Source organism: Euzebya tangerina (genome assembly GCF_003074135.1).
In the GTDB taxonomy this organism is placed as follows: domain Bacteria; phylum Actinomycetota; class Nitriliruptoria; order Euzebyales; family Euzebyaceae; genus Euzebya; species Euzebya tangerina.
This window is the reverse complement of sequence record NZ_PPDK01000001.1, coordinates 1,338,927-1,362,846: the sequence shown is the minus strand read 5'-3', so window position 1 is coordinate 1,362,846 and position 23,920 is coordinate 1,338,927. Positions and strand designations below refer to the sequence as shown.

Here is a 23,920-nt window from a genome sequence, read left to right as displayed (position 1 = left end):
ATGACTGATGATCTTCTGACCCTGCAGGAAGCCGCGGATGAGCTGAAGGTCCACTACATGACGGCCTATCGCTGGGTTCGTCGAGGGGACCTCGAGGCGTTCAAGGCTGGCGGACGCCTGCGGGTGCGTCGCTCCGCGCTGGACGAGTACGTCGTGGCCAGACGGGTGGACACCGGCGTCGGGGCCGGTCGGTCCGGCGGCCGGCGCGACTGGTCCGTCCACATCGGCCGGCTGCACGACGGTCTGCGCGATGGCGATGCGGAGGCCTGCAAGGAACTGGTGCAGACCGTGATCGGCGACGGCGCAACCGCCGGCGAGGTCTACACCAAGCTCATGACGCCGGCACTGCACCGCATCGGTGAGGAGTGGAGCACCGGCGAGATCAACGTGGCCGTCGAGCACCGCGCGACGTCGATCTGCACCGGCATCATGGGTGGGCTGAGCGACCACTTCCGGCGGGCCGGCCCCCGAAGGGGTGTGGCGGTGACGCTCACCGCGCCGGGCGAGGAGCATGGCATCGCCAGCACGATGGTGGCTGACTTCCTCCGCGGTTCCGGCTGGGAGGTCCACCATCTGGGAACCCAGGTGCCCCTCGAGGATTTGCGGACCTTCCTGACGATCGTCAGCGCGGACGTCGTCTGCGTCAGCGTGGGCATGCCACTGGACGCAACCATGTACCAGGGGCTCGCCGAGGCCTGCAACGGCGTCCAGCTCATCATGGGCGGGCAGGGGACGGATCTGAGCATCGCCGAGCCGTTGGGGATCACCGTGCTGGATGACCCCATCGAACTGGTCGACCACCTCGACGAGAACCTGGGCGGCGAGTGAGCGTGGAACCCGATCGATCGTTGCCCCAGGCAGCCAGCGTCCCGCGGACCGCGCCCGACCCACCGACCCAGACGCTGTTCGATCGTGTCGGCGGTGAGGCGTTCTTCGTCCGACTGGTCGACGCGTTCTACCAGCGGGTCGAGGCGTCGGAGATCCTTCGGCCGCTGTACCCCGACCCGGAACTGAGCGGGGCCAACGAACGACTCCGCCTGTTCCTCATCCAGTACTGGGGTGGCCCGACGACGTACAGCGACACCCGCGGACATCCCCGGCTCCGCATGCGCCATGCGCCCTTCCCGGTCTACAGCACCACGATCGCCGCCTGGTTGGACGCCATGTCCGGCGCCCTGGACGAGGTCGATCCCGAGCCGGACATCCGCGAGGAGCTGTGGGCCTACTTCGAGCGGGCCGCCACGTTCATGCGGAACATGGACGGCTAACAAGACCCGGTGGGCGTGCGATGAAGAGCAGTCGGCTCCTGATCGGAATCGCTGGTGTGACCAGCGCACTGCTGGGACTGGTCACGGTCGGCGGCGGCCTGGTGTACTCCGGGCAGCTGCTCCCGGCCCCGGCGCGTGATCGGACCTTGGAGTTCCAGGCGACGCTGACCGAGGACGGGACCATCCTCCTGCCGCCCGATCGTCGGGCCTGTCTGGCGACCTTCGCCATGCTGCTGGAGGGGGATGCGCTGGTCGTCTACGGCGGCCCCGTGGTGGCGGGCCGGTGCGGGGCGGATCAGGCCGGGATGGTCGAACGAACCGTGCAACGAGTGGTGATGGGCGACCCACCGCTGGGGCGTGAGGTGGGCGCGCGCTTCGACGAGTACGCGGGTCTTGCGGACCCCAGCGACGTCGACGTTCCGTTCACCGAGGTGGAGGTGCCGATCCCAGGTGAGGTCGACGGGGACCTGGGCATCGGCGCGGACCGTGTGGCGCCCGCCTGGCGGGTGGATGGCACCGACGCGCCGGAGGACTGGGTGATCCTGGTCCATGGCCGTTCGGCGACCAGGGCGGAGGCACTCCGCAGCCTGCCGACCGTGGTCGACAGCGGAGCCACCGCCCTGGTGATCACCTATCGCAACGACATGGCCGGCGCCCCCGAGACGATGGATGCGGTCGGACGCTTCGGCCAGACCGAGTGGGTCGACCTCGAGGCTGCCGTGTCCTACGCCCGGTCCGAGGGTGCGCGGCGCGTCGTCCTCATGGGCTTCAGTCAGGGTGGCTCGCTGATCGGCTACTACCTGCGCAACGTGGGTGAGCGTGAGGTGAACGGCGTGATTCTCGACTCGCCGCTGCTGTCGCTCTCCGACACGCTGGCGCAGCAAGCCCGGCTGCGGGGACTGCCGGGGCCGGTCATCCCCCCGGTCCTCTTCGGCACCCGGGTCATCGCGCAACTCCGGTCGGGGTTTGCGATCAGCGACGTCGAGCACGTCGACGACCTTGCGGACACGACGCTGCCGATGCTCGTGATCCACGGCGACGAGGACGACTTCGTCCCGCCCGAGCCGTCGGCCGCATTGGCGCAGGCGCGTCCCGACAACTTGACGTTCGAGCGCATCGACGGGGCCGGCCACGTCGAGGGCTGGAACACCGATCAGGAGCGCTACGCCAGCGCGATCGCGACCTTCCTCGCCGATGTCTTCCCGTGATCGCTGCGCCTGACGTTCCCCGTTGACACCGACCTACCCCCGCTCACCGCCTGTGCCCGGTGCCGTTGGCTGACCGATCACCGGCTGTTCACGGATGGACCGTCGCGTGTCCCTGGTCAGGACGCTGGTGGACCTCTACGGTCACAGGTCATGACCGCCGCTTCTCGCTCTGCCCGCTCCGTCCTCACCCTGGTCGGTGTCGCCCTGGCCGCCCTGGTGGCGTCCCTGCTGGCCACCCCGGCACGTCCGGCGGTCGCCCAGCCGTCGACCGATGCGGATGTGATCCGCATCGCCACCTTCAACGCCTCGCTCAACCGGAGCGCCGAGGGTGAGTTGGCCGCTGACCTGGACACTCCCGGTGACACCCAAGCACAGGCCGTCGCCGAGATCATCCAGCGGGTCCGGCCGGATGTGCTCCTGCTGAACGAGTTCGACTACGACGCCGCCGGGACCAGCCTGGATCGATTCCGCGACAACTACCTGGAGGTCGGTCAGAACGGGCAAGAGCCCATCACCTACGACTTCGCCTTCGCAGCTCCGTCCAACACCGGTGTGCCGAGCGGCGAGGATCTGGACAACGATGGCTCCGTCGGCGGTCCTGGTGACGCCTTCGGGTTCGGGTTCTTCCCCGGCCAGTTCGGCATGGCGGTCTTGAGCCGCTACCCGATCGCCACCGACGAGGTGCGAACGTTCGCGGAGCTGCTGTGGGCCGACATGCCGGATGCCCGCCTGCCCGACGACCCGGACACCCCCGAGCCGGCCGACTGGTTCTCACCCGACGAGCTCGACATCGTCCGGCTCTCCTCGAAGTCCCACTGGGACGTTCCGATCCAGGTCGACGGCGAGATCATCCACCTGCTGGCCAGCCATCCGACGCCGCCGGTCTTCGACGGCCCGGAGGACCGAAACGGGCTGCGCAACGCCGACGAGATCCGCTTCTGGGCGGAGTACATCAACGGTGCGTCCTGGATGACCGACGACGATGGGCAGACCGGTGGGCTGGCGGCCGGGTCGCACTTCGTGATCGCCGGGGACCAGAACGCCGATCCATTCGACGGTGACAGCCTGCCCGGAGCTCCACAGCAACTGCTGCTGGACCCGCTGGTCAACACCGACCTCACCCCGACCAGCGCCGGCGGCGTGGAGCAGTCCGCGCTGACCGGTGAGGCGAACCTGACCCATCAGGGCGACCCCGCGTACGACACGGCGGCCTTCAACCCGGCCGACCCCGGCCACCTGCGTGCCGACTACGCCCTGCCCAGCCAGACCCTCGGACTGGTCGACGCGGGTGTGTTCTGGCCGACGTCCGACGATCCGGCCTTCGAGCCCGTCGGGACGTTCCCGTTCCCGTCATCCGATCATCGGTTGGTGTGGGTGGACGTGGTCCTGGACGCTGCACAGGTCGTGCCCGCGGACATCCAGGAGGACGACCCGATCCTGACGGCCATCGGGATCAGCCAATCGATCTTCGCCGCGGCCACGGACTCGGGGACCGACACCTCCACCACGACGGCGGCCTATGCGCTGATCGGCCGGGACGACATCTTCCCCGACTCGCTGGCAGCGACGTCGCTGGCGGCTGACGGACCGCTGCTGCTGACCCCGACCGGGACGCTGAGCGTCGACGTGGTCGCCGAGCTGGAACGCGTGCTCGGCAGGTCAGGCCCGGTGTACGTGCTGGGTGGCTCCTCGGCGATCAGTCCGAGCGTCGCCACCGAACTGGACGCGCTGGGCTACACCGTGACCCGTCTGGCCGGCCCCACACGCATCGAGACGGCCCTGGAGATCGCGGAGGAACTCGAGCGACTGCACGGCCCCGCCGAGCAGGCCGTCCTGTCACGTGCGTTCTCGCCGGCCGACCAGCCGACCGCGGCGTGGGCCGAGTCGGTCACGGGGGGCGCCTGGGCCGCCACGACCCGGCAGCCGGTGCTGCTGACCTTCAGCGACTCGCTGGACGACGGGGTCGCGGCCTTCCTCGACAGTCGGAGCGACACCGACGTGATCGCGCTGGGTGGCACCGCTGCGCTGACGGATGACGTGGTGTCGGACGCCGGGGCGGACCGGATCGCGGGTGGCAACCGGTTTGCGACGGCCGTGGCGATCTCGACCAGCCTGTTCGACACACCGCGCCGGACGTTCATCGTGGGTGATGGGGGATCGGAGTTCGGCTGGGCCCACCTCCTGCCAGCATCGTCGCTGGCGGCACGGGAGGAGAGCGGGATCCTGTTGGTCGAGGACGACCGGGTCCCGACCGAGACCCTCGCTGCCATCTGCGCCAGTGGCGGTCCGGCCCGCACCACGGTCGTTGGACCGCTGGCAGCTGACATCGTCGCTCAGCTGAGCGACTGCGGCTCGCTCACCGACAGCAGTTCATCAACCTTCGTCCTGCCCGGGGCACAGGGGGCCGAGGGGATCACCTCCGGTCCAGAGTTCACCGACTTCCTGGCCGGTGATCTGGTCACCGGGGACATCTTTTTCGGCGACATCGCCTCGGGTGAGGTCACCGTGCTGGTCGACGCGCCTGATGGCCGGATCGCCGTCGGGCTCAAGTACGACGGTGCGACGAACCACATCTACGCCGCCGGCGGACCAGCAGGTGAGGGGTACGTCTACGACGCCTCAACGGGTGAGGAGGTCGCCGTCCTCGACCTCGGAGACGGCTTCATCAACGACGTCGTGATAACCGAGGAGGGTGCCTGGTTCACCAACTCCCAGGCCGCCACCCTTACCTTCGTCCCGACGGCTGGCGGTGGACCTGGCGCGCCGGAGGCCCTTGAGCTGAGTGGCCCCGCCGCCGACACGAGCGGTCAGTTCAACCTGAACGGCATCGCGGCGACACCGGACGGGCAGACCCTGATCGTGGCCCACTCGGGCAACCAGGAGCTGTACACCGTGGACGCGGCCATGGGCGAGAGCGCCCTCATCGGCGGACTGGATGACCTGGGGACCCCTGACGGAATCCTGTTGGACAACGGTGACCTGTTCGTGGTCGAGAACGACCAGAACAGCGTTGCGCAGATCGAGCTGTCCGATGACCTTTCCTCCGGGACGATCCTGCGGCGCTACACCGACCCGGCGTTCGACGTCCCGACCACGGTTGCTGCCGTTGGCAACGGGCTGGCCATCGTCAATGCGAAGTTCGGCACCCCCGACGCCGATACCTTCGAGGTGGTCGCGTTCCCCCGGGTCCGCTGATCGCATGGGGCCCGCCCCCTACCGTGAGACGTGCCCGGTCCGTGCGGGAGGAACGGTCAGATGTATGCGTCTAGCGTGACGTGTGGAGCTGGTCCAGCCGGGCCGTGACGGCCTCCACCTCGGCCCGGAGTGATCGGACCTCCTCGCGGAGCGCTGCCATCTCGCTCTGTCCCGCTTCGCCCCCGCCGTCCGGTGTCGGAGTCGTCGTGGGTACCTCAACCGGAGCTCCGACAGACGGTTCCTCCGCACCCAGCAGGTGGGCCCAGCGGGTCTCCTTCTGCCCCGGCTGGCGGTCCATCTCGACCGCCAGGGCACCGAAGGGATGGTCCGCCAACCGGTCGAGTGTGGCGGCCACGTCGCCGATCTCGTCGAACGCGTGCAGTCGTTCGGTCCGCTGCCGCAGCTCGCCCATCGTCTGGGGGCCTCGGAGCATGAGGACCCCGAGCACCGCCACCTCGGCATCGCTGATCTCCAGATGTTGATCCAGCAGGTGCTCGTACTTCGGGGTCGACGAGCGACGGGCATAGGCGGCTCGGATGAGCTCTCCGGCAGCCAACTCCTTCAGACCTGCCGAGATGTCGTCTTCGCTGTACGCCGTCACCGGGTCGCGGTTGGTGGTCTGGTTCGCGGCCGACCGCAGCGCGTTGACCGAGAGCGGATAGGACTGTGGCGTCGCCATCGCCTTCTCGATCAGTGATCCCAGGACGCGCAGGGCCAAGTCGCTGAGTCGCATCGCCGCCTCAGCCTAACCGCCGTGGGTGTGTCATGTCCGAGCGCACCCACGCCCGAAGGCGACACACCTCCGCAGGCTCACGACGCTCAGCTGGCCAGCGGCTCCACGAGCTCGTTGACCTCGCCCAGCCAGGCCTGCTCCGCCTCCCCGAGCGGCGTCGTCGGCGGGCCGCTGGTGGCGATCTCCTCCATGATCCGCTGCCAGTTCGCGGTCGGCTGCAGCCGTGCGAGCAGCGAGTTGACCCCGAACTGGATGCGGTTGAGCAGGATGTACTCAGCCGGCATCGTCAGCCGGCGGAGCGTCGCCTCCATCCCCTGGGTCGGGTCGGTCGAGGCGGCGATCAGCCGACGTGAGTACTCCGTCGAGTAGGTCCACTCGCGGTCCCCGGCAAGCGGCTCGTACGCCAACGAGAACCACCGCCGGACCACGTCGAAGTCGATGCCTCGGCGATCCTCCGGCAGCAGACCGGCATCCGACATCGCCCGCTCGAGGGCCGCGGACCCCGACGGGTCCCCCTCGTTGTCGGCCGCAACGGCCAGGTGCAACGCCCGCAGCTTGCTCCTGGTCTCGCTGGAGAAGGTCCGAGCCGACCCGAAGTCGATGAACGTGACCTTGCCGTATCCGTCTGCGGAGCCGGGTTCGGGGAAGATGAAGTTTCCCGGATGCGGATCGGCGTTGAAGATCCGGAAGCGGTACAGCGACGAGAACACGAAGCGGAAGATCGACTCGCCGTAGTAGTCGCGGGCCTCCTTGGGGTCGTTCTCCAGCACATCCTCGAAGGTGCGCCCCTCGACGTAGGCGCTGACCAAGACACGTGGCCGACACCAATCGTGGAAGACCTGCGGGATCTGGATGGAGGGGTGACCCTCGAAGCGGTCGTAGAAGGCCTGTTGGTACGCCGCCTCCTTCTGGTAGTCCAGCTCGTCGCGGAGACGCTCGCGGACCTCATCGATGAGCGGCTTGGTGTCGAGGTTGGGGTGCGTGAGGTTGAACAGCGGCCGGAGCACGGACATGTTGCCGAGGTCGGCTTGGATGGCCTCGGCGATCCCCGGGTGCTGGACCTTGACGGCGACCTCGGTCCCGTCCGGCAGCTCGGCCCGGTGGACCTGGCCGATGGAGGCCACGGCGATCGGTTCGCGGTCCCACCGAGCGAACACGTCCTCTGGCGCGGCCCCGTACTGCTCGGCCACGCTCTCCTCGATCGCATCGGTGTCTGTGGCCGGAGCCTGGTCGAGCAGCGCGTTCAGGCGTTTGCGGTAGATGTCGGAGGTGTCATCCGGTACGTCGAAGTCGACGAACGCCATCATCTGGCCCAGCTTCATCGCCGCGCCCTTCATGCTGCCGAGGGTCTCGAAGACGGCGTCGGCGATGGCCTCGTGACCAGCGTCCGCCGCATCCTCGTCACCGCGCCGTTCGGCACGGCGGGTGGAGACCAGCCCCGCACCCGCCTTGGCGCCGAGCTTGGCCAGCTTCGCCGCGCGGCGGGCCCGGCCTCCCAAGGTGTTGCGTTCGCTCATCAGGTCTGATGATTGCCCGCAGTGAGACTTCTAACCCTCTCGGTCGTCAGGCGAGCCAGACCCTTGGAATCAGAAGGTGCCGTTGGCGAAGACCGCCTGGATGCCGTCCAGGCCGAGTCCGCCCGGGCGGGCTTGTGACTCGCCGGTCTCGCCGTCCACGAAGGCCCAGCTGGGCTGTCCGACGATGCCGAAGCGGGCCCACACGTCGCCGGTCTCGTCGGCGATGCTGACCATGTCACCCAACTCGTGACGGTCCACGAAGTCCTGCATGGCCTCGACCGAGTCGCGGCTGGCCACGCCGATGATGGTCTGGTTGTCGTCGAGCAGCTGCACAACCTGTGCAACCTCGGGAGCTTCCCGGTTGCAGCTGGGTCACCACGGCGCCCAGAACCAGAAGAGCAGGTCCTGTCCGGCGAAGTCACCCCCCGAGATGGTCTCGCCGGCCACGGTGGTGGCCTGGAAGTCGAGGATCTCGGGGACCTCGGCGGGTGCCTCGGGACCGGTGGCCGGCTCGGCCTGATCTTCCGCCGCGTCTGCTGCGGACTGGCCGTCGTCGGGCTCGGCCTCGGCCTCCGGTGGCTGGGTCGCGGCGTCGTCACCGCCCGCGGACTCCGCGGCATCCCCCGCGCAGGCGGTGGCGATCAGACCCAGCGCGAGCAGCAGGACGAGGAGGCGGAGACGCACAGCCCGGATGGTAGCGCTGTGGGTTGGCGGACGGTGGGGCATCTCCTCGGCAACGGAGCAGGCGGGGGCAGAGTTCCGCATGATTGGTCACCGAAGTTGCCCGCCTCCAGGCGGTCAGCCGAGTGTCGTGGCGACGGTCATCCCACCGAGGAAGAGCGCCGTGCCGCCCACCACCGAGGCCGCCACGTACCTCCGTCGCACCGCCGGGGATGCGTCGAGGGTCTCGACGGCGAACGTGGAGAAGGTCGTCAACCCGCCGAAGAGCCCGACACCCAGACCGGTCCGCGCCGGCTCGGCCGGCGCCACGGCGAGGAGCAGGCCCAGGCCGAAGCACCCGATGAGGTTGGCCATCAGCGTTCCGACAGGCCACGACCGGTTCCAGCGGGACAGGACCCACCGTGCCGCTGCACCGATGCCGCCGCCCACCGCAACGGCCAGTACGCCAGCCAGCGTCACGGCGGACCCTGCTCACCGGCACCGTCCTCCGGCATCCTGCGGACAGCGACGGCCCGGCCCGCGCGCAGGCCGACGTGTGCCGCCGCCAGGCCACTGCCAACCACGACCAGCAGGTACGGCGCACCCCACCATCCGAGGGCGGCGGCATCCGCGCTCATCGCGCTGAACGTGGTGAAGGCGCCGAGCACTCCGGCTCGCCAGAACACCGCAGCCACGTCGCCCATGGGGCGTGCGACCAGGACGCCGAGGAGCAGGGCACCAACGAGGTTGACCACGACCGTCCCGACCCCGACGGGGTCGTCGGGAAGGGCAACCGACACCCCCGAGCGGGCCAGTGCACCGACGGCGCCGCCGGCCACGACGGCAACGGTCTGCGGCCAGGCGCGGCCGCCATCGCCCGGTCCCCTGGTTCCAGCGCGCTCCGACATCGTCGGCCGGACCCTACGCGAGGGTCGTACGATCACGACATGCCCGACGGACTTGACGTCAGGGGGATCTCCATCCCCGAGAGCGACCTCGACTGGCGGTTCACCGGATCGGGTGGACCGGGGGGCCAGCACGCCAACACCTCCAACACCGCGGCGGAACTACGGCTCAACGTCAGGACCTGCGACGCCATCCCGGACCGGATCAAGGAGCGCATCCTCCGGCGACTCAGTCATCGGATGACCAACGCCGGGGAGCTGATCACCACCGGCTCGGAGCACCGGTCACAGACCCGAAACCGGGAGGAGGCCCGCAAGCGCATGGCTGAGCTGCTGGACGAGGGCATCAAGCCGCCGCCCAAGCGTCGGAAGCCGACCCGCCCGTCCCGGGCGTCGAAGCGGCGACGGGTCGAGAACAAGCGGCGACGGGGCCAACTCAAGGCCGACCGCGGACGCGACTGGGGCGCGTGAGCTACCGCTTGAGGGTCCGCCAGCGCAGCTCGGCCTGCTGGAAGGCGTAGCCCAGCGGCTCGTCCACGTCTTCGACGGCCGCCAGCAGTTCCTCCAGCTCCTCGCTCGTCCGGGCGACCTCGTGGGCGCGGGCCATGTTGCCGCGTGACTCGGTGATGGCCTCCTCGCAGAGCGTCCACTCCTTGACCAGTTCGGGGATCCTCCACTCGTCGAGCTCAGCGGAGATCGCCTGCAGGGTGTCGTCCAGCAGGTCGAGGCCCACCGGAACCGGTGCCGGGTCCACCCGACCGACCGGCAGGCAGGACATCAGCGCAGAGCGCGCCTCCTCCATCCGCTGCACCTGCGAGGTGAACACCGCATAGGGACCGGCCAGGTCCGGAGGCAAGGATCGACGACGGAAGATCACACCCCGAGATTCTGCCGCCGTCCCGCCGTACGATCACGGCCATGCCCACCTTCGATCCGCACACCCTGTCGGCTACGGAGACCTACCACCTGCTGACCAGCCTGGTCGTCCCCCGACCGATCGCCTGGGTCGGCACCCGCAGTCGGGCGACAGACGGTGATCCCGTGGACAACCTGGCCCCCCACTCCTACTTCAACGTCATCTCGAGCGACCCGCCGGTGGTCCACGTGACCTCCTCCGGGGTCAAGGACACGCTGCGGAACATGCGGGCGACCGGGGTGTTCACCGTCTCGATCGTCAGCCGCGAGCTGATGGAGGCGATGAACACCACCGCTGCCGACGCACCTGCCGGAGTGAGCGAGTTCGACCTCGCCCCCATCACCCGAGCGGAAGCGGTCACGGTGCCGGCACCCTACGTGGCTGAGGCTCCGGCGGTCCTGGAGTGCACCGTCCGCAGCGAGCTGAGCATCGGCACCGGACACATGGTGTTCGGTGATGTCACCCGCATCCAGGTGCGCGACGAGTTGTGGTCCGACGGTCGGGTTGACGTCGGAGCCATGGACCCGGTGGGCCGGCTGAGCGGCAGTCAGTACACGATGGGCGACACCGTCCTCCGCCTGCCGCGTCCCTCCTGGGACGACCTCAGCCCGTGACCAGCCCGCTTCGATGACCACACCGCTCAACCTGGATGACTACGTCGACGACGTGGTGCTCAAGGACGGGCTGACGATCCACCTGCGCCCGATCCGCGCAGACGACCTCGACGCGATGATGGCGATGTGGGATCGGCTCTCGATGGAGACCATTCGGATGCGGTTCTTCGCACCGCGCAAGATGAGTCGCCAGCAGATGCAGTACCAGGTCGAGGTCGACCACGACCAGCGCTTCGCCCTCGTCGCCGAGTTGAACGACGAGATCATCGGGGTGGGACGCTTCGACCGGCTACCAGCCGACCCGGCGTCCGCGGAGTTCGCGGTCACCGTCCAGGACGACCAGCAGGGGCGTGGGATCGGGACCACGTTGTTGCGTGCGCTCATGGCCCCCGCGCGTGACCTGGGGGTCAGCAACTTCCACGGCGACATCCTGAGCGACAACCGGTCCATGATTCGGGTGATGAGGGATGAGGGGTTCGAGCCCTCGTTCGAGAGCTACGGTCCGACGGTCACGGCCACCTTCACGACCACACCCACCGAGGCGCTGCTCCAGAAGGCGGGTGAGCAGGAGCGACGGGCGGCCAACGCCGCCCTCTCCAGCGTCATGCGGCCCAGCAGCATCGCCGTCGTCGGTGCCAGCCGTGATCCGCACAGCGTTGGCGGCGTGATCCTCGGCAACCTGGTCCGCAGCGGTTTCCAGGGGCCGATCTTCCCGATCAACGCCGATGCCGTGCACGTCCAGTCCATCCCGGCGTATCCGACCATCGAGGCGTGTCCGGTCGTCCCGGAGTCGATCTACGTCTGCGTTCCGGCCCCCGGGTGTGCGGCGGTGATCGACGAGGCAGGACGACTGGGCGTGCGCACGGCCGTGGTCATGGCCGCGGGCTTCGGCGAGGCCGGCCCGGAGGGCCGAGCGTTGGAGCGGCAGCTGGTCGAGACCGCCCGGCAGCACGGCATCCGACTGATCGGTCCGAACTGCATGGGGGTGCTGAACACCGACGCGGCGGTCTCGCTGAACGGCAGCCTCTCGCCGATCACACCACCTGCCGGTCCGCTGGGGCTCAGCTCGCAGTCAGGGGCGTTGGGCCTGACGATCCTCGCGGCCGCTGAGCGGATCGGGGTTGGGCTGTCCTCCTTCGCCTCCATCGGCAACCGGGTCGACATCTCCTCCAACGACGTCCTGCAGTTCCTCGAGCAGGACCCGTCGACGACCGGGATCCTGCTGTACCTGGAGTCCTTCGGGAACCCTCGCAAGTTCGCGCGGCTGGCCCGACGGATCGGCCGGACGAAGCCCATCGTGGTCGTGAAGAGCGGCAGGCGTGATGTTGATGCCACCAAGGCGCTGTTCGACCAGGCGGGTGTCATCCGGGTCGCGAGTCTGGACCAGATGTTCGCTGTCGCGAGGCTGCTGGCGCACCAGCCGTTGCCGCGCGGACCGCGGGTGGCGGTGCTGTCCAACGGCGGCGGACCGGCCGCGCTGGCCGCCGATGCATGTGCGGCCGCAGGTCTGGACCTCGCCTCACTCGGTGAGGGAGCAGCTGCTGCGGTCCGCGAGTCCGGGGCCTACGACACGCGACCGGTGACGCTCCACCCCACCGCCACGCCGCAGGAGTACGGGGCGGCGCTGGCGGCCCTGATCGCCGATGACGCGACCGACGCGGTCATGGCGATCTTCATCCCGCCGGTCCTGATCGATGCCGATGAGATCGGTGAGGTCATCGCCGCGGCCGCCGCAGACGCGACCAAACCGGTGATGGTGGTCTTCATGTCCATGGAGACCCCCCCGACCGCACTCGCCGACGCCGGCATCCCGACCTACGTCTTTCCCGAGAGCGCCGCGGAGGCACTGGGCCACACCGCCCGATACGTGGCGTGGCGCGACCGGGACCTGGGCCGCGTCGTCACCTTCGACGACACGGACGCCAGCGTGGCCCAGGCCGTGGTGACGGAGGCCCTGAGCGCCTCCCCCCGGGTCGAGGCTGACGGGCGGGTCACGCTGACCGCGACGCAGGCCATCGACACGCTCTCCGCCTTCGGCATCACGACCGCGCCGGCGGGTGTCGCCACGACTGCTGAGGAGGCGGGGCGCATCGCCGAGTCCCTCCGGAGTCCCGTGGTCCTCAAGCCGACCGCCGCGATCAACAAGGCGGAGGCGGGGTTGGTCAGGATGGACCTCGCGGGCCCGTCGGCGGTCATGGCGGCTCTGCGCGAACTGAACGCCGTGGTCCCCGACGAGCACCGCTCGGTGGTCGACGAGACGGGTTGGCTGGTGCAGGAGATGATCTCCGGCGGCGTCGAGATGGTCGTCGGTGTCGAGCAGGATCCGACGTTCGGCCCGATCATCGTGACGGGGTTCGGCGGTCGGACGGCGGAGATGCTCGGCAGCCGCACGATGCGGATCCTCCCACTGACCGACGTCGACGTGGACGACATGATCACCAGCTTGCAGGGCTACCCGTTGCTGACCGGCGACGACCAGCACCCCGCAGTCGACATCGCCGCGTTGCGGGTCCTGCTCCTCCGTCTGGCAGCAATGGTCGAGGCGGTCCCCGAGATCGAGTCGGTCGACCTCAACCCGGTGTTCGTCCGCCAACACGGCGTCGCGGTGGTCGACAGTCGCATCGTGGTGGCCGCCGGGCGGCGAGCCCGGAACCCGCTGACGGAGTAGCCCAGCGCAGCCACGTCGTCAGAACCCCTCATATCGAGGACGCCCGAGCCGATGGGGAGGCTGGATGGGACGTCACACGCGAGCAGCGACGGCAGTCGGGTTGACCGATCAGACCAGCACGCGACGGCTGGGCAGCTGGGGCAGTGTCGCATTCGCCTTCCTGGTCACCGTGCTCGGCTCCATCAACACGCTTGGTCTCCCCGAGGCCTTCGTCTGGCTCAGTGGCCTGGTCTGGCTCCCGCTCACCGTGTGGCTGCTGGTCAAGCAGGACGAGGCACCGACCCGGGCATGGCCCGGCCACGCAGCCTTCGTCGTCGACCTGGTCATGGTCACGGCCGCCGTGTTCCTGGAGCGGGGCGGGGCCGGCACGATGTGGTACCTCGCCATCCCCCTGGTGCTGGTCACGACCTACCGGCGGGGTCTGCTCGGCGGCGCGGTCCTGACGGGATCCATCTTCGTGGCCGCTGCGGCGACGACGCCGCAAGGGCCAAGTGGCGCAGATGGCGAACGGTTCATCATCCTGGCCGGTGTCGTCAGCATGCTGGTGCTGGCCGCGGCACTGGTCCGCGGAACCCTCGATCGCAGTGCTGCCGACGTCCACAACGCCTCCAGCCGCAGTGCGTTGATCACGAACTACTCCACCGAGGCCATCGTGATCACCGACGCCGAGGGGGTGGTGGTGCAGGTCAACCCAGCAGCCCGGCGGCTGCTCTTCGACGACGCTCCGGCCGACGCCGTCGTCGGGACCACCTGCGCGGAGGGACTGTCCTTCGTGACGCAGAGCGGGGCGGGTCTTGACTGCTCAGGAGGCTGTGCCCTTGCCGAGCTCTGCGGTGGCCCCACGGGATCGGTCGAGCTGGTCCAGACCCTGCCCGGTGAACGACGCCCCATGATCGGCAGCGCCGTGATGTTGCCCGGCCAGGACGGCCGCACCGAGTACCTCCACTCCTTTCGGGACATCAGCAAGGTCAAGGAAGCCGACGAGGCCAAGACGATGTTCCTCGCCACCGCCTCCCATGAGTTGAAGACCCCGCTGACGGTCATTCGGGGGTTCACGCAGCTGTTGCAGACCCGGGCAGAGGACCCGCGGGACCGCACTGCCCTCGATGCGATCGAGGCCCGCTCGCGCGAGCTGTCCGACATCGTCGACCGCCTGCTGCTGTCCAGCCGGATCGACGCCGGTCGTGTGGAACTGGACCTCCAGCCCCACGACATCACCGCGCTGCTGCGAGACCGACTCGCCGACGCCACGCACTCGCTCGGCCGCCACATCACCCTGGTCACCCGCGAGGACATCTGGGCGACGGTCTCCGACACCGCCTTGGTGACCGTGATCGACCATCTGATCGACAACGCCATCAAGTACTCCCCCGACGGGGGCGACGTCTCGGTCGCGCTCTCACGGTCCGCGACCAAGGCCATCGTCCGGGTGACCGATCAGGGCATCGGCATGTCGCCGGACCAGCTCGACCGCTGCTTCGAGAAGTTCTGGCAGGGAGAGGCCACCGACGTCCGCCGCTTCGGCGGGACCGGCATCGGTCTGTACATCGTCCAGTCCCTCGTCGCCGCGATGCGCGGCACGGTCAGGGTTGAGTCCTCCCGTGGAGCAGGCACCACGTTCACCATTCGGCTGCCGCTGTTGCCGACACCGGCGCCCGACGGCGAGACGCCGCCGACGACGATCGAGGGCCGCTCGGCCCCCAAGGCCGCCGTCGACGAGTTCATCGAACAACTTGGAATCGGCGTGGGCGGGCGATCATGACCGTTGCAGCGGGCACGTTGAACCTGATCCTCGGGATCACCTACTTCGTGATCGCGACGATCATCGCGATGGACCTGGAGCGGTCGATGCGCCGTCGAGGTTACTCCCACTTCGGCGTCGGCTGGCTGGCCGTCATGTTCACCTGTGGGGCGCATCACCTGGTGCACGCCATCCACCTGGTCGGCGAGGGCCGCTCGATCGGCAGCCTGGACGTCGTTGCGGTCACGCTCGGCGTTCCCGCCGGGCTCGTCTTCTCCTACTTCCGGGTCCAGACGGCGCGAGGAGGTCGGGGAGACCGGCTCATCAGCGGCACGCCGACGTGGCTCCGCCGCGCGGCGCTGCTGTACGTGATGGCCGGCACGGCCGTCCTGGCTGGCAGTATCGGGCTGCTGGTCACCCGCCTGTCCTACACCGATCCTCGGCTGCTGCCGAACGTCGTGATGGTCGGGATGTACGCGCTGATCGGGCGGGAGCTGTGGCGTGGTCAGCGGCAGATCCAGCAACGCCTGGACGGCTGGTCGATGTCCGGCCTGTCGCTGATGCTGATCTTCCCGACGTGCGCCCTCATGCATGCCGTGTACGTGGTGTACGCAGCGACCGATCTGTTCACGCCCGACTACCACGGCCTGTGGGTCGACTGGCTCGGCGTCCCGGCCGCGATCTACTTCTACTGGGTGATCCGCGGCCTGGCCGCGGGCAGCATCCAGGACTGGAACGAACGATTCGAAGACGTCGACGATGTCCCGAGCGGGACACCCGCGTTGGTCGACATCCGATGAAGGAGCCCTGTTCGATGCCGACCGTGTCGATCTGCGACGACGCAGCTGATCTTCGACTCCTGATGTCGTTGACACTCGAGAACGAGGGCTACGAGGTCGCCACCCATGACGGTGGCATCCGGACGCTCGAGGGGCTGCGGACCAGCCGGTCCCTCCCCGATCTGCTCCTGCTGGACGTCCAGATGCCGGAGATGGATGGCTGGTCGGTGCTGGCGGAGGTCCGGGGAGATCCGCGCTTCGACGGCCTTCGCGTCGTGATGTGCACGGTGAAGTTCTCCCAATCGGACCTGGCGCGGGCCTGGGAGATGGGGTGCGACGGCTACCTCACCAAACCCTTCGACCTCGATGAGTTGTGCGCGACCGTGGCGGCCGTGACGTCGCGCACCAACTGCCAGAACCAAGCGTTCCGAGACCAACAACGCGCGATCTTCGCGGGAGAGCTACTGACATGACCACCACAACCATCGTGATCGATGACCAGCCGGACATCCGGTTCCTCATCAGCCAGATGATCGAACTGTCTGACGACACACTCCAGGTCGTCGCCGAGGCAGGCACCGGCGAAGACGCCGTCAGGCTGATCAAGGCGATGGACTCCGACGACATCCCTGAAGTGGTGGTGACGGACTGGATGATGCCGGGCATGAACGGTCTGGAGACGGTGGCCCAGATCCGGCAGCAGCGGCCCAACGCCCGGTTCATCATGTGTTCGGCGTTCGCGGACGACTCACTGGAGGCGGAGGCCCGCGAGGCGGGCGTCGACCGCTTCCTCAGCAAGGACCGGATCGACCAGATCCCCGCGGCGATTCGGGAACTCGGCCAGCCGGGCTGAGCATCCGACCGGCCTGGAGCCCGGCGACCCGGCCCGAGGGACGGGTGTTAGCACTGCCGCGTTGACGGCTTGTCCACGCTGCGCCACCTACCCTTGCGTGGATGAGCAGGTTCCTGGAGGTAGCCCGCAGCCGCGTCCTCGTCGTCGACGGCGCCATGGGTGCGTCGTTGCAGGAGCGAGACCTGACCCTGGACGACTTCGACGGCCTGGAGGGCTGCAACGAGGTGCTGGTCCGGACCCGGCCGGACGTGATCAAGGATCTCCACGCGGAGTTCCTCGACGTCGGCTGTGACGCGGTCGAGACCGACAGCTTCGGTGGAGCGCCCTGGGTTCTCGACGAGTACGGCCTGGGAGCGGAGACCGAGGAGCTCAACCGACAGTCGGCGGCGATCGCGCGGGAGGCGTGCGACGAGGCCGACGGCGAACGGTTCGTCATCGGCTCGATCGGTCCCGGCACCCGCTCGCCGACGCTCTCCCTGACCAATCCCTCGACGGCTGGCGACTGGATCGACTTCGACGCCATGGTCGCGGGGTACCTGCGACAGGTGCGGGGGCTGCTGGCCGGCGGGAGCGACGTCCTGCTGGTCGAGACCGTGTTCGACCTGCTGCAGGCGAAGGCGGCCATCGCGGCCTGCCACGACGGCATGGCGGCCGAGGGGATCACCGTGCCGCTCATGGTCCAGGTGACCATCGAGCAGGGCATAAACACGATGCTCCTCGGCTCCGAGATCGGCGCGGCCGTGACCGCCCTGGACCCGCTCGGGGTCGACGTCATCGGGATGAACTGCGCCACCGGGCCCGACGACATGCGCGAGCACGTCCGCTACCTCTCCCGCAACAGCCGCAAGCCCATCTCGATCATCCCGAACGCCGGCATGCCGGAGATGATCGATGGGGTCACCTGCTACCCGCTGAGCCCTGAGGCGCTGGCGAGTGCCCACGCCGAGTTCGTCTCGGACCTCGGGGTCCAGATCGTCGGCGGCTGCTGCGGCACCACACCCGAGCACCTGCGGCACGTCGTCGACACGGTGAAGGACCTGACCCCCGCCCCGCGCGACGTGGAGTGGACCCCGGCCCTGGCCTCGCTCTACTCGAGTGTTCCGCTCAAGCAGGAGCTGTCGTTCCACATCATCGGTGAGCGGCTGAACGCCAACGGCTCCAAGGCCTTCCGGGAGCACCTCCTGGCTGGTGACCTGGACCAGATGCTGTCCATCGCCAAGACCCAGACCGGCGAGGGGGCCAACTCCCTGGACGTCTGTGTCGACTACGTCGGCCGCGACGGCAGCGACGACATGGTCAACCTGGTCAGCCACCTGGCCACCAAGTCGACCCTGCCGCTGGTGGTGGACTCGACCGAGGTGGAGGTCGTCGAGGCTGCGCTCAAGCGGCTCGCGGGCCGTGCCGTCATCAACTCCGTCAACCTGGAGGACGGTCGCCGCAAGGCCGACGTCCTCTTCCCCCTGGCCAAGCGACATGGCTCGGCCGTGATCGCGCTGGCCATCGACGAGGAGGGTCAGGCTCGGACCACGCCGTGGAAGGTCGACGTCTGCAAGCGCATCGCCGATATCGGCCTGGACGAGTACGGCTTGGAGCCGGCCGACCTCATCTTCGACACCCTGACGTTCCCGCTCGGGTCAGGGCAGGAGGACCTCCGCAAGGACGGCCTGGCCACGCTCGAGGCCATCGAGCAGATCAAGGCCGAGGTGCCGGGCTGCCACACCACCTTGGGCGTCTCCAACGTGTCGTTCGGGCTGTCCCCGGCGGCACGCCAGGCGCTGAACAGCGTGTTCCTGCACGAGGCGGTGGCGCGTGGCCTCGACTCCGCCATCGTCCACGCCTCCAAGATCCTGCCACTGGCCAAGATCGACGACGAGACGCGGGTCATCTGCGAGGACCTGATCCACGACCGCCGTGGCCGTGCCGGCCAGAACGGCACCGGCGGCCCCGACTACGACCCGCTGCATCGGCTGATGGCGGTGTTCGAGGGGGTCTCCGGCACCATCTCCACCAAGGAGTCGCTGGCCGAGTTGCCCTTGGTCGAGCGCCTGGAGCAGCGCATCATCGACGGTGAGCGCGACGGCCTCGACGGCGACCTGGCCGCGGCCATGTCTGACGGTCTCGCGCCGCTCGACATCATCAACACCCACCTGCTGGCCGGCATGAAGGTCGTCGGCGACCGGTTCGGCGCGGGTGAGATGCAGCTGCCCTTCGTGCTGCAGTCCGCCGAGACCATGAAGGCGGCGGTCGCGTACCTGGAACCGCACATGGACGCGGCGGATGCCGGCGGGAAGGCCCGCGTCGTCCTGGCGACCGTCAAGGGTGATGTGCACGACATCGGGAAGAACCTGGTCGACATCATCCTCACCAACAACGGCTACGACGTCCGCAACATCGGCATCAAGCAGCCGATCGACGCAATCGTGCAGGCGGCGGAGGACTTCGAGGCCGATGCCATCGGACTGTCTGGCCTACTGGTCAAGTCCACGGTCGTGATGCGCGACGACCTCGACGAATTGACCCGTCGGAAGCTGGACCACTTCCCGGTCCTGCTCGGCGGGGCCGCGCTGACCCGCAACTACGTGGAGATCGATCTGCGCGAGCGGTACGGCGGGCCGCTGTTCTACTGCAAGGACGCGTTCAGCGGCCTGCACGTCATGGATCAGGTGGCTGCCCGCAAGAGCGGCGCTCCGGTCGACGAGACGTGGGGGCGCGAGATCGGCCAGCGTCGGGTGGCGTCAACCGGGACGATCGAGTCGAGCGACACCAGTGAGGTGGTCGCCCCGACCGTCTCTCGCACGGTGGAGGTCCCGGAGCCCCCGTTCTGGGGCACACGCGTCACGCGAGGCGTCCCGCTGGACGACATCGCCGAGTACCTGAACCTCACCACGCTGTTCCGCAACCAGTGGGGCTTCGACCGCGATCAACGAGAGGACGGCGAGGCGGCGCTTCGCAAGATCATGGCCACCGCACGCGCCGAGTCGCTGCTGGTGCCCGAGGCCGTCCACGGCTACTTCGCCTGCCAGTCCGAGGGCAATGACCTGTTGGTGTACGCCGCACCGGACTCGGGTGAGGTCGCCGCCCGCTTCACCTACCCACGGCAGACCCGTGGGAAGCGGCTGTGCATCCCGGACTTCTTCCGATCGGTCGAGTCAGGGGAGCGGGACGTGATCGCCTTCCACGCCGTGACCATGGGCCGTCGGGTCAGCGAACGCGCGGCGGAACTGTTCGCCGAGAACGCCTACACCGAGTACCTGTACCTGCACGGGCTCGGCGTGGAGATGGCCGAGGCGCTGGCCGAGATGTGGCACAAGCGCATCCGTGCCGAGTTGGGCATCGATGGTGACGATGCTGCGGAGGCGACGGGCCTGTTCAAGCAGGGCTACCAGGGGTCGCGGTACTCCTTCGGCTACGCCGCCTGCCCCGACCTCGAGTCACGGGCTCCCCTCTTCGACCTGCTCGACGCGGGCCGGGTCGGCTTGGAGTTGAGCGAGGAGTTCCAACTCGTCCCCGAGCAGTCGACCGACGCCATGATCGTCCACCACCCCGAGGCGAAGTACTTCAACGCCCGCTGAGCCTTCCGAATGCCGTTGGAGGTCGTGACGGATGAGGCTGGAGGTCGTGACAGCCGGTCCGCTACCCGGCGACGCCGACCCGCAGCCGGGGATGCGGGGTGCGGGCATCACATGGCGTTGAGCGAGCCGACGCCATTGTGGTTCTCACCCGGAACCTCCTGCCGGACACCAACTGCTTGTCTCCCATGAGACGAAGGGCGTTCACCGACGGGGTCGTCGAGCACGTCAAGTCCGTCCTCGCTGTGAGCGATCTGGCTCGTCGGTCGAGCCCGCTGAGCGAGGCGGTCCTACGGCGTCGCCGTCGGGCCCGAGGGCTCCGAGCCGGACGGGGTCGGCTCCGGCGTCGGTGGAGGCAACGGGACAGCAGTCGGACCGGCGCTCGGGGGTGAGACGGGCGCGGGGGCCTGCACCGCCGGTGGCGCCTCCAGGGGTGGGATCGGAGGGCCGGTGACGACGTCCGGCGGACGGATCTCCGTCGGCTGGTCAGCCGGGACCGGTTCGACCGTGGCGGCGGGAGGTGCGCCCGGACTCCCGGTCGTAACAGCTCCCGTCGAGCCGGTGTCAGGGCTCCCATCGGAGGTGGTGGTGGAGTCAGCGGCCGTGGCGGCCGCGGCAGGCCTGGCGTCGTCCGAGGCCGTCAGCGACTCCCGGTCCTCGTCCGTGGTCTGGCCGGGCTCGGCGCTGGCGCCGGTACCGGGCACGGCCGTGGCGTCGGGGTCGGCTGGCTCGGTGGCAACCGGCGGCTCCGTCGCCTCATCCTCGCCCTCCTCTGGCTCGGCGGCGGTGGCCACCGTCGAGGCCGACGGCGTTGCGGAGACGCTGGCAGCCGCGGCGACCTCGCCCTCGTCGCCCTCGTCGTCGCCGGCATCAGCCAGCACCTGGCCCACCTGCTCGTCGATGTCACTGGGCAACCCCAGCCCGGCAACTTCCTGCGAGGTCTGTTCCCGCAGGCGCTCGGCGCTCGCGATCACGGCGGGACCGCTGGTCGGATCGGCGGAGGCGGCCTGCTGCACCTCGGTCAGCGTCTCCGTGATCTCGGCCACCAGATCGGGAACGACCTCGGGCCTGGTGGTCCCGATGGCGCGGATCTCCTCCAACCTGATGGCGGCGAACTCGACCTGGAGTTGCACGCGCTGGACAGGGTCACGGGTGAAGACGAGCTGGGCGGTCTCCTGGCCGCGCTTGAGGCCATAGAGCACGTCCCCCGGGAGGGAGCCTCGACTGGCCGCCACGGCGACGCTCGACATCGACATCAACATGATCAGGGCGACCAGCGGAGCCAGAGCTCGGGGGAAGCGCCGCGTGGCGAGCGAGACCGGGGGTTCCTCGGCCAGCTCGACGTCGCCGGCGACCGGCTCGGCCACCGACCGGGCCCCGGCGACAAGGTCGGCCTCATGATGGATGGCCCACAGGTGGCGGGCGGCCGTCTCGACGTCGACCGGCGAGATGAAGGCATCCTCCAGCAACTCGGCGATGGCCGGGTTGCGGTCGGGACGGTCGTGAGAGGTCATGGGTGTGTGATAAAGACGCTCAGAAGGGGGCGTCCGGTGCGCCCGGTGGAAAATCGTTCTCCAAGGTCAGTTCCGGCGCTGACGCGGAGCCCTCGAGCATGCGGCCGAGCGCCCGCTCACCCCGGTGTTGGAGGGACCGGACGGCACCCTCGGTCTTGCCCAGGATCGCGGCAGTCTCCGGCGCGCTGAGCTCGGCGACGTAGCGCATCTCGAGCACGGCTCGTTGGTCGTCGGAGAGATGGGCCATGGCAGCACGGACGATCCGCCGGCGCTCCCTGCGGATGGCGATCTCGTCGGGACCCTCGGCCTCCTCCTCGACATCGAATCCGGCGAAGTCGTTCGTCATCTCCTCCGCCCGGCGCTTGACCTTGCGCATGTGGTCAAGGGCGTTGAAGTAGGCGGCTCGGAACAGCCACACCTTGATCGCAGCAGCTCCGCCGGTGATCGTGTGCCCCTTGCGCAGCAGCTCGATGAAGGTCGCCTCCACGAGATCCTCCGCGGTGGCACGGTCTCGGACCCGGGCGATGAGATACCCGAGCAGGCGATCGGCGAGGTGTACATACACCTCACCAACCGCGTCGGGGTCGCCCTCGCGAACCCGCGCTGCGACTTCTTCGTCGAACATCACCAGCCACGACTTTCGCTCAAGCCCGGCGATCTTTCCACCGATTGCTGTTCATGAAATGTCCATTCGGGCAGTTGGCATCCTCGGTGTGATGACGTCAACACTGGTGTTCCTGATACGACCGGCCCGCTTCCCCGGCTACTGATTCCCCTGCGCTCTTCCCCGCACAGCCATGAGTCCTCCTCTCTCCTCGCCCATGTCCTCGGCGGTCGCCCCGACCGTCGACTACACGCCCGCCTCCACGCTGTCGCTGCGTGCCCTCCGCGCGGAGATGGTGCAGCGCGCGGTCTGCATCGCCGCCCGCGGCCGATCCTGCCGGGCAAAGGGAGATCTGGTGCGAGCACGGGACTTCGAAGTGCGGGCCGCAGAGTTGATGCGGGTCGCCCGGTCGATCAACGTCACCTGACTCTTCTGGCCCCGTAGCAAGAAGCCGGTCTCGTTTGTTGTGCAATCTTGTTTGTGACGTAGGATCCTCTTCCAACCTTTCGTCACAGGGGTGGGTTCACACGTCGTTCACCACAGCTTGAGGATTCACACATCATGGCCACGCCGGTTGAAGCAGTTCGCTCGTATTTGACAGCGCTTCGGGATCCCGAATCACTGAAGGACGAGACGGCCATCGCCGAGAAGTCCGCCGAACTGGAGTCCTCCGAGGATGTGATCAAGCGACTGGAACTCCAAGAGGAGTTGCGCGATCTCCAGGCGCCGTCCCTGGAGGCAGCCGAGGACGAGTTCGTCATGCACGCCAAGGCGTGGGCGGACGAGGCCGGGATCAGTGGCGAGGCGTTCATCGCTGAAGGCGTGCCCGCGGCTGTGCTGAAGCGCGCCGGGTTCACCTCGGTCCGGGGTGGCCGTAAATCACGCAGTTCCAGCAAGCGGTCGGGCACCCGGGTCACGACCGAAGAAGTCATTGCCGCTATTCCGACGGCTGCGTTCACCGTCAAGCAATTGCAGAACATCTCCGGAGCCTCAGCAGCGGTTGTGCGCAAAGCAATAGGCATCGAGGTTGACGCGGGTCGAGTTGCTGAATTGGGAACGGACCCCGATCACAGTGGCCCCGGTCGAGCGCCGACCTTGTACAAGAAGTCCTGATCCGACCTGGGGGTGCACGGCGTGGTGCAGGACGCGCTCTTGCGTGTCTGATCGGCCTTGTTG

22 protein-coding genes and 1 pseudogene are annotated in these 23,920 nt (G+C 68.6%); 14 read left to right on the top strand and 9 right to left on the bottom strand.

Annotation, left to right across the window (positions count from 1 at the left end; all coding sequences use genetic code 11):
• The 4 genes from C1746_RS06285 (at position 1) to C1746_RS22450 (ending at position 5,671) form a co-directional block, all read left to right on the top strand.
• Complete coding sequence (locus C1746_RS06285; RefSeq protein ID WP_116713793.1) at positions 1-828, top strand: helix-turn-helix domain-containing protein; 828 nt, start codon at positions 1-3, stop codon at positions 826-828.
• Positions 829-830: 2 nt separating this feature from the next.
• On the top strand, positions 831-1,268 hold the full coding sequence (locus C1746_RS06280; protein WP_276309955.1) for a globin: 438 nt from the start codon (positions 831-833) through the stop codon (positions 1,266-1,268).
• A gap of 20 nt (positions 1,269-1,288) precedes the next feature.
• Positions 1,289-2,476 carry an alpha/beta hydrolase gene (locus tag C1746_RS06275; protein WP_116713792.1) on the top strand — a complete coding sequence of 396 codons (1,188 nt, stop codon included), beginning with the start codon at positions 1,289-1,291 and terminating at the stop codon, positions 2,474-2,476.
• Between the two features lie 150 nt (positions 2,477-2,626).
• Complete coding sequence (locus tag C1746_RS22450; protein ID WP_116713791.1) at positions 2,627-5,671, top strand: cell wall-binding repeat-containing protein; 3,045 nt, start codon at positions 2,627-2,629, stop codon at positions 5,669-5,671.
• Between the two features lie 70 nt (positions 5,672-5,741).
• Here the strand turns inward: C1746_RS22450 and C1746_RS06265 are convergent, their stop codons facing one another.
• The 6 genes and pseudogenes from C1746_RS06265 to C1746_RS06240 all read right to left on the bottom strand — a co-directional run bounded on the left by C1746_RS06265 (position 5,742) and on the right by C1746_RS06240 (position 9,489).
• Positions 5,742-6,404 carry a YceH family protein gene (locus tag C1746_RS06265; RefSeq protein WP_116713790.1) on the bottom strand — a complete coding sequence of 221 codons (663 nt, stop codon included), beginning with the start codon at positions 6,402-6,404 and terminating at the stop codon, positions 5,742-5,744.
• Positions 6,405-6,490: 86 nt separating this feature from the next.
• On the bottom strand, positions 6,491-7,921 hold the full coding sequence (locus C1746_RS06260) for an ABC1 kinase family protein (protein ID WP_116713789.1): 1,431 nt from the start codon (positions 7,919-7,921) through the stop codon (positions 6,491-6,493).
• 69 nt (positions 7,922-7,990) lie between these two features.
• A pseudogene (locus C1746_RS06255) lies at positions 7,991-8,281 on the bottom strand (thioredoxin domain-containing protein); the annotation flags it as partial.
• A gap of 12 nt (positions 8,282-8,293) precedes the next feature.
• The gene (locus C1746_RS06250; RefSeq protein WP_116713787.1) at positions 8,294-8,605 is read right to left on the bottom strand and encodes a thioredoxin domain-containing protein; all 312 of its coding nucleotides are present in this window, start codon (positions 8,603-8,605) and stop codon (positions 8,294-8,296) included.
• A gap of 114 nt (positions 8,606-8,719) precedes the next feature.
• Positions 8,720-9,061 (bottom strand): fluoride efflux transporter FluC, encoded by a 342-nt coding sequence (locus C1746_RS06245; RefSeq protein ID WP_205711737.1) that lies wholly within the window; start codon positions 9,059-9,061, stop codon positions 8,720-8,722.
• Positions 9,058-9,489, bottom strand: a complete 432-nt coding sequence (locus C1746_RS06240; RefSeq protein WP_116713786.1) for a CrcB family protein — start codon at positions 9,487-9,489, stop codon at positions 9,058-9,060. Before C1746_RS06240 ends, C1746_RS06245 begins: the two co-directional genes overlap by 4 nt.
• 39 nt (positions 9,490-9,528) lie before the next feature.
• Between C1746_RS06240 and arfB the strand changes: the two genes are divergently transcribed.
• Positions 9,529-9,957 carry an alternative ribosome rescue aminoacyl-tRNA hydrolase ArfB gene (gene arfB / locus C1746_RS06235; RefSeq protein WP_116713785.1) on the top strand — a complete coding sequence of 143 codons (429 nt, stop codon included), beginning with the start codon at positions 9,529-9,531 and terminating at the stop codon, positions 9,955-9,957.
• 1 nt (position 9,958) lies between these two features.
• Here the strand turns inward: arfB and C1746_RS06230 are convergent, their stop codons facing one another.
• Positions 9,959-10,363 (bottom strand): hypothetical protein, encoded by a 405-nt coding sequence (locus tag C1746_RS06230; protein ID WP_116713784.1) that lies wholly within the window; start codon positions 10,361-10,363, stop codon positions 9,959-9,961.
• A 41-nt stretch (positions 10,364-10,404) separates the two neighbouring features.
• Here C1746_RS06230 and C1746_RS06225 point away from each other — a divergent pair, with 41 nt between their 5' ends.
• The 7 genes from C1746_RS06225 (at position 10,405) to metH (ending at position 20,629) form a co-directional block, all read left to right on the top strand.
• Positions 10,405-11,016 carry a flavin reductase family protein gene (locus C1746_RS06225; RefSeq protein ID WP_116713783.1) on the top strand — a complete coding sequence of 204 codons (612 nt, stop codon included), beginning with the start codon at positions 10,405-10,407 and terminating at the stop codon, positions 11,014-11,016.
• A 13-nt stretch (positions 11,017-11,029) separates the two neighbouring features.
• A complete protein-coding gene (locus C1746_RS06220) occupies positions 11,030-13,684 on the top strand; it encodes a bifunctional acetate--CoA ligase family protein/GNAT family N-acetyltransferase (RefSeq protein ID WP_116713782.1) in 2,655 nt (884 codons plus the stop codon).
• A gap of 64 nt (positions 13,685-13,748) precedes the next feature.
• Positions 13,749-15,446, top strand: a complete 1,698-nt coding sequence (locus C1746_RS06215) for a sensor histidine kinase (RefSeq protein ID WP_116713781.1) — start codon at positions 13,749-13,751, stop codon at positions 15,444-15,446.
• Positions 15,443-16,225, top strand: coding sequence for a hypothetical protein (locus tag C1746_RS06210; protein ID WP_116713780.1), 783 nt, complete (start codon positions 15,443-15,445; stop codon positions 16,223-16,225). Before C1746_RS06215 ends, C1746_RS06210 begins: the two co-directional genes overlap by 4 nt.
• A 14-nt stretch (positions 16,226-16,239) precedes the next feature.
• The gene (locus tag C1746_RS06205) at positions 16,240-16,677 is read left to right on the top strand and encodes a response regulator transcription factor (RefSeq protein WP_162867448.1); all 438 of its coding nucleotides are present in this window, start codon (positions 16,240-16,242) and stop codon (positions 16,675-16,677) included.
• The gene (locus C1746_RS06200) at positions 16,674-17,057 is read left to right on the top strand and encodes a response regulator transcription factor (RefSeq protein ID WP_116713778.1); all 384 of its coding nucleotides are present in this window, start codon (positions 16,674-16,676) and stop codon (positions 17,055-17,057) included. Before C1746_RS06205 ends, C1746_RS06200 begins: the two co-directional genes overlap by 4 nt.
• 101 nt (positions 17,058-17,158) lie before the next feature.
• Positions 17,159-20,629, top strand: a complete 3,471-nt coding sequence (metH, locus tag C1746_RS06195) for a methionine synthase (protein ID WP_116713777.1) — start codon at positions 17,159-17,161, stop codon at positions 20,627-20,629.
• 287 nt (positions 20,630-20,916) lie between these two features.
• Here the strand turns inward: metH and C1746_RS06190 are convergent, their stop codons facing one another.
• Positions 20,917-22,140, bottom strand: coding sequence for a DUF5667 domain-containing protein (locus tag C1746_RS06190; RefSeq protein ID WP_116713776.1), 1,224 nt, complete (start codon positions 22,138-22,140; stop codon positions 20,917-20,919).
• Between the two features lie 19 nt (positions 22,141-22,159).
• Positions 22,160-22,765: an RNA polymerase sigma factor gene (locus tag C1746_RS06185; protein ID WP_116713775.1), complete on the bottom strand. Its 606-nt coding sequence runs from the start codon at positions 22,763-22,765 to the stop codon at positions 22,160-22,162.
• Between the two features lie 172 nt (positions 22,766-22,937).
• On the opposite strand from C1746_RS06185, the gene C1746_RS06180 reads away from it, so the two are divergent.
• Together C1746_RS06180 and C1746_RS06175 are read left to right on the top strand one after the other, a co-directional pair.
• The gene (locus C1746_RS06180) at positions 22,938-23,171 is read left to right on the top strand and encodes a hypothetical protein (RefSeq protein ID WP_162867447.1); all 234 of its coding nucleotides are present in this window, start codon (positions 22,938-22,940) and stop codon (positions 23,169-23,171) included.
• A 134-nt stretch (positions 23,172-23,305) separates the two neighbouring features.
• Positions 23,306-23,857 (top strand): hypothetical protein, encoded by a 552-nt coding sequence (locus C1746_RS06175; RefSeq protein ID WP_162867446.1) that lies wholly within the window; start codon positions 23,306-23,308, stop codon positions 23,855-23,857.
• Positions 23,858-23,920 lie beyond the last annotated feature (63 nt).

Coding starts and splice junctions, on each gene's coding strand:
- C1746_RS22450 (WP_116713791.1), top strand. CDS start 2,627: ATGACCGCCGCTTCTCGCTCTGCCCGCTCCGTCCTCACCCTGGTCGGT.
- C1746_RS06220 (WP_116713782.1), top strand. CDS start 11,030: ATGACCACACCGCTCAACCTGGATGACTACGTCGACGACGTGGTGCTC.
- C1746_RS06205 (WP_162867448.1), top strand. CDS start 16,240: ATGCCGACCGTGTCGATCTGCGACGACGCAGCTGATCTTCGACTCCTG.
- C1746_RS06200 (WP_116713778.1), top strand. CDS start 16,674: ATGACCACCACAACCATCGTGATCGATGACCAGCCGGACATCCGGTTC.
- C1746_RS06285 (WP_116713793.1), top strand. CDS start 1: ATGACTGATGATCTTCTGACCCTGCAGGAAGCCGCGGATGAGCTGAAG.
- C1746_RS06185 (WP_116713775.1), bottom strand. CDS start 22,765: ATGTTCGACGAAGAAGTCGCAGCGCGGGTTCGCGAGGGCGACCCCGAC.
- metH (WP_116713777.1), top strand. CDS start 17,159: ATGAGCAGGTTCCTGGAGGTAGCCCGCAGCCGCGTCCTCGTCGTCGAC.
- arfB (WP_116713785.1), top strand. CDS start 9,529: ATGCCCGACGGACTTGACGTCAGGGGGATCTCCATCCCCGAGAGCGAC.
- C1746_RS06215 (WP_116713781.1), top strand. CDS start 13,749: ATGGGACGTCACACGCGAGCAGCGACGGCAGTCGGGTTGACCGATCAG.
- C1746_RS06210 (WP_116713780.1), top strand. CDS start 15,443: ATGACCGTTGCAGCGGGCACGTTGAACCTGATCCTCGGGATCACCTAC.
- C1746_RS06260 (WP_116713789.1), bottom strand. CDS start 7,921: ATGAGCGAACGCAACACCTTGGGAGGCCGGGCCCGCCGCGCGGCGAAG.
- C1746_RS06225 (WP_116713783.1), top strand. CDS start 10,405: ATGCCCACCTTCGATCCGCACACCCTGTCGGCTACGGAGACCTACCAC.
- C1746_RS06265 (WP_116713790.1), bottom strand. CDS start 6,404: ATGCGACTCAGCGACTTGGCCCTGCGCGTCCTGGGATCACTGATCGAG.
- C1746_RS06190 (WP_116713776.1), bottom strand. CDS start 22,140: ATGACCTCTCACGACCGTCCCGACCGCAACCCGGCCATCGCCGAGTTG.
- C1746_RS06180 (WP_162867447.1), top strand. CDS start 22,938: ATGAGTCCTCCTCTCTCCTCGCCCATGTCCTCGGCGGTCGCCCCGACC.
- C1746_RS06240 (WP_116713786.1), bottom strand. CDS start 9,489: ATGTCGGAGCGCGCTGGAACCAGGGGACCGGGCGATGGCGGCCGCGCC.
- C1746_RS06275 (WP_116713792.1), top strand. CDS start 1,289: ATGAAGAGCAGTCGGCTCCTGATCGGAATCGCTGGTGTGACCAGCGCA.
- C1746_RS06175 (WP_162867446.1), top strand. CDS start 23,306: ATGGCCACGCCGGTTGAAGCAGTTCGCTCGTATTTGACAGCGCTTCGG.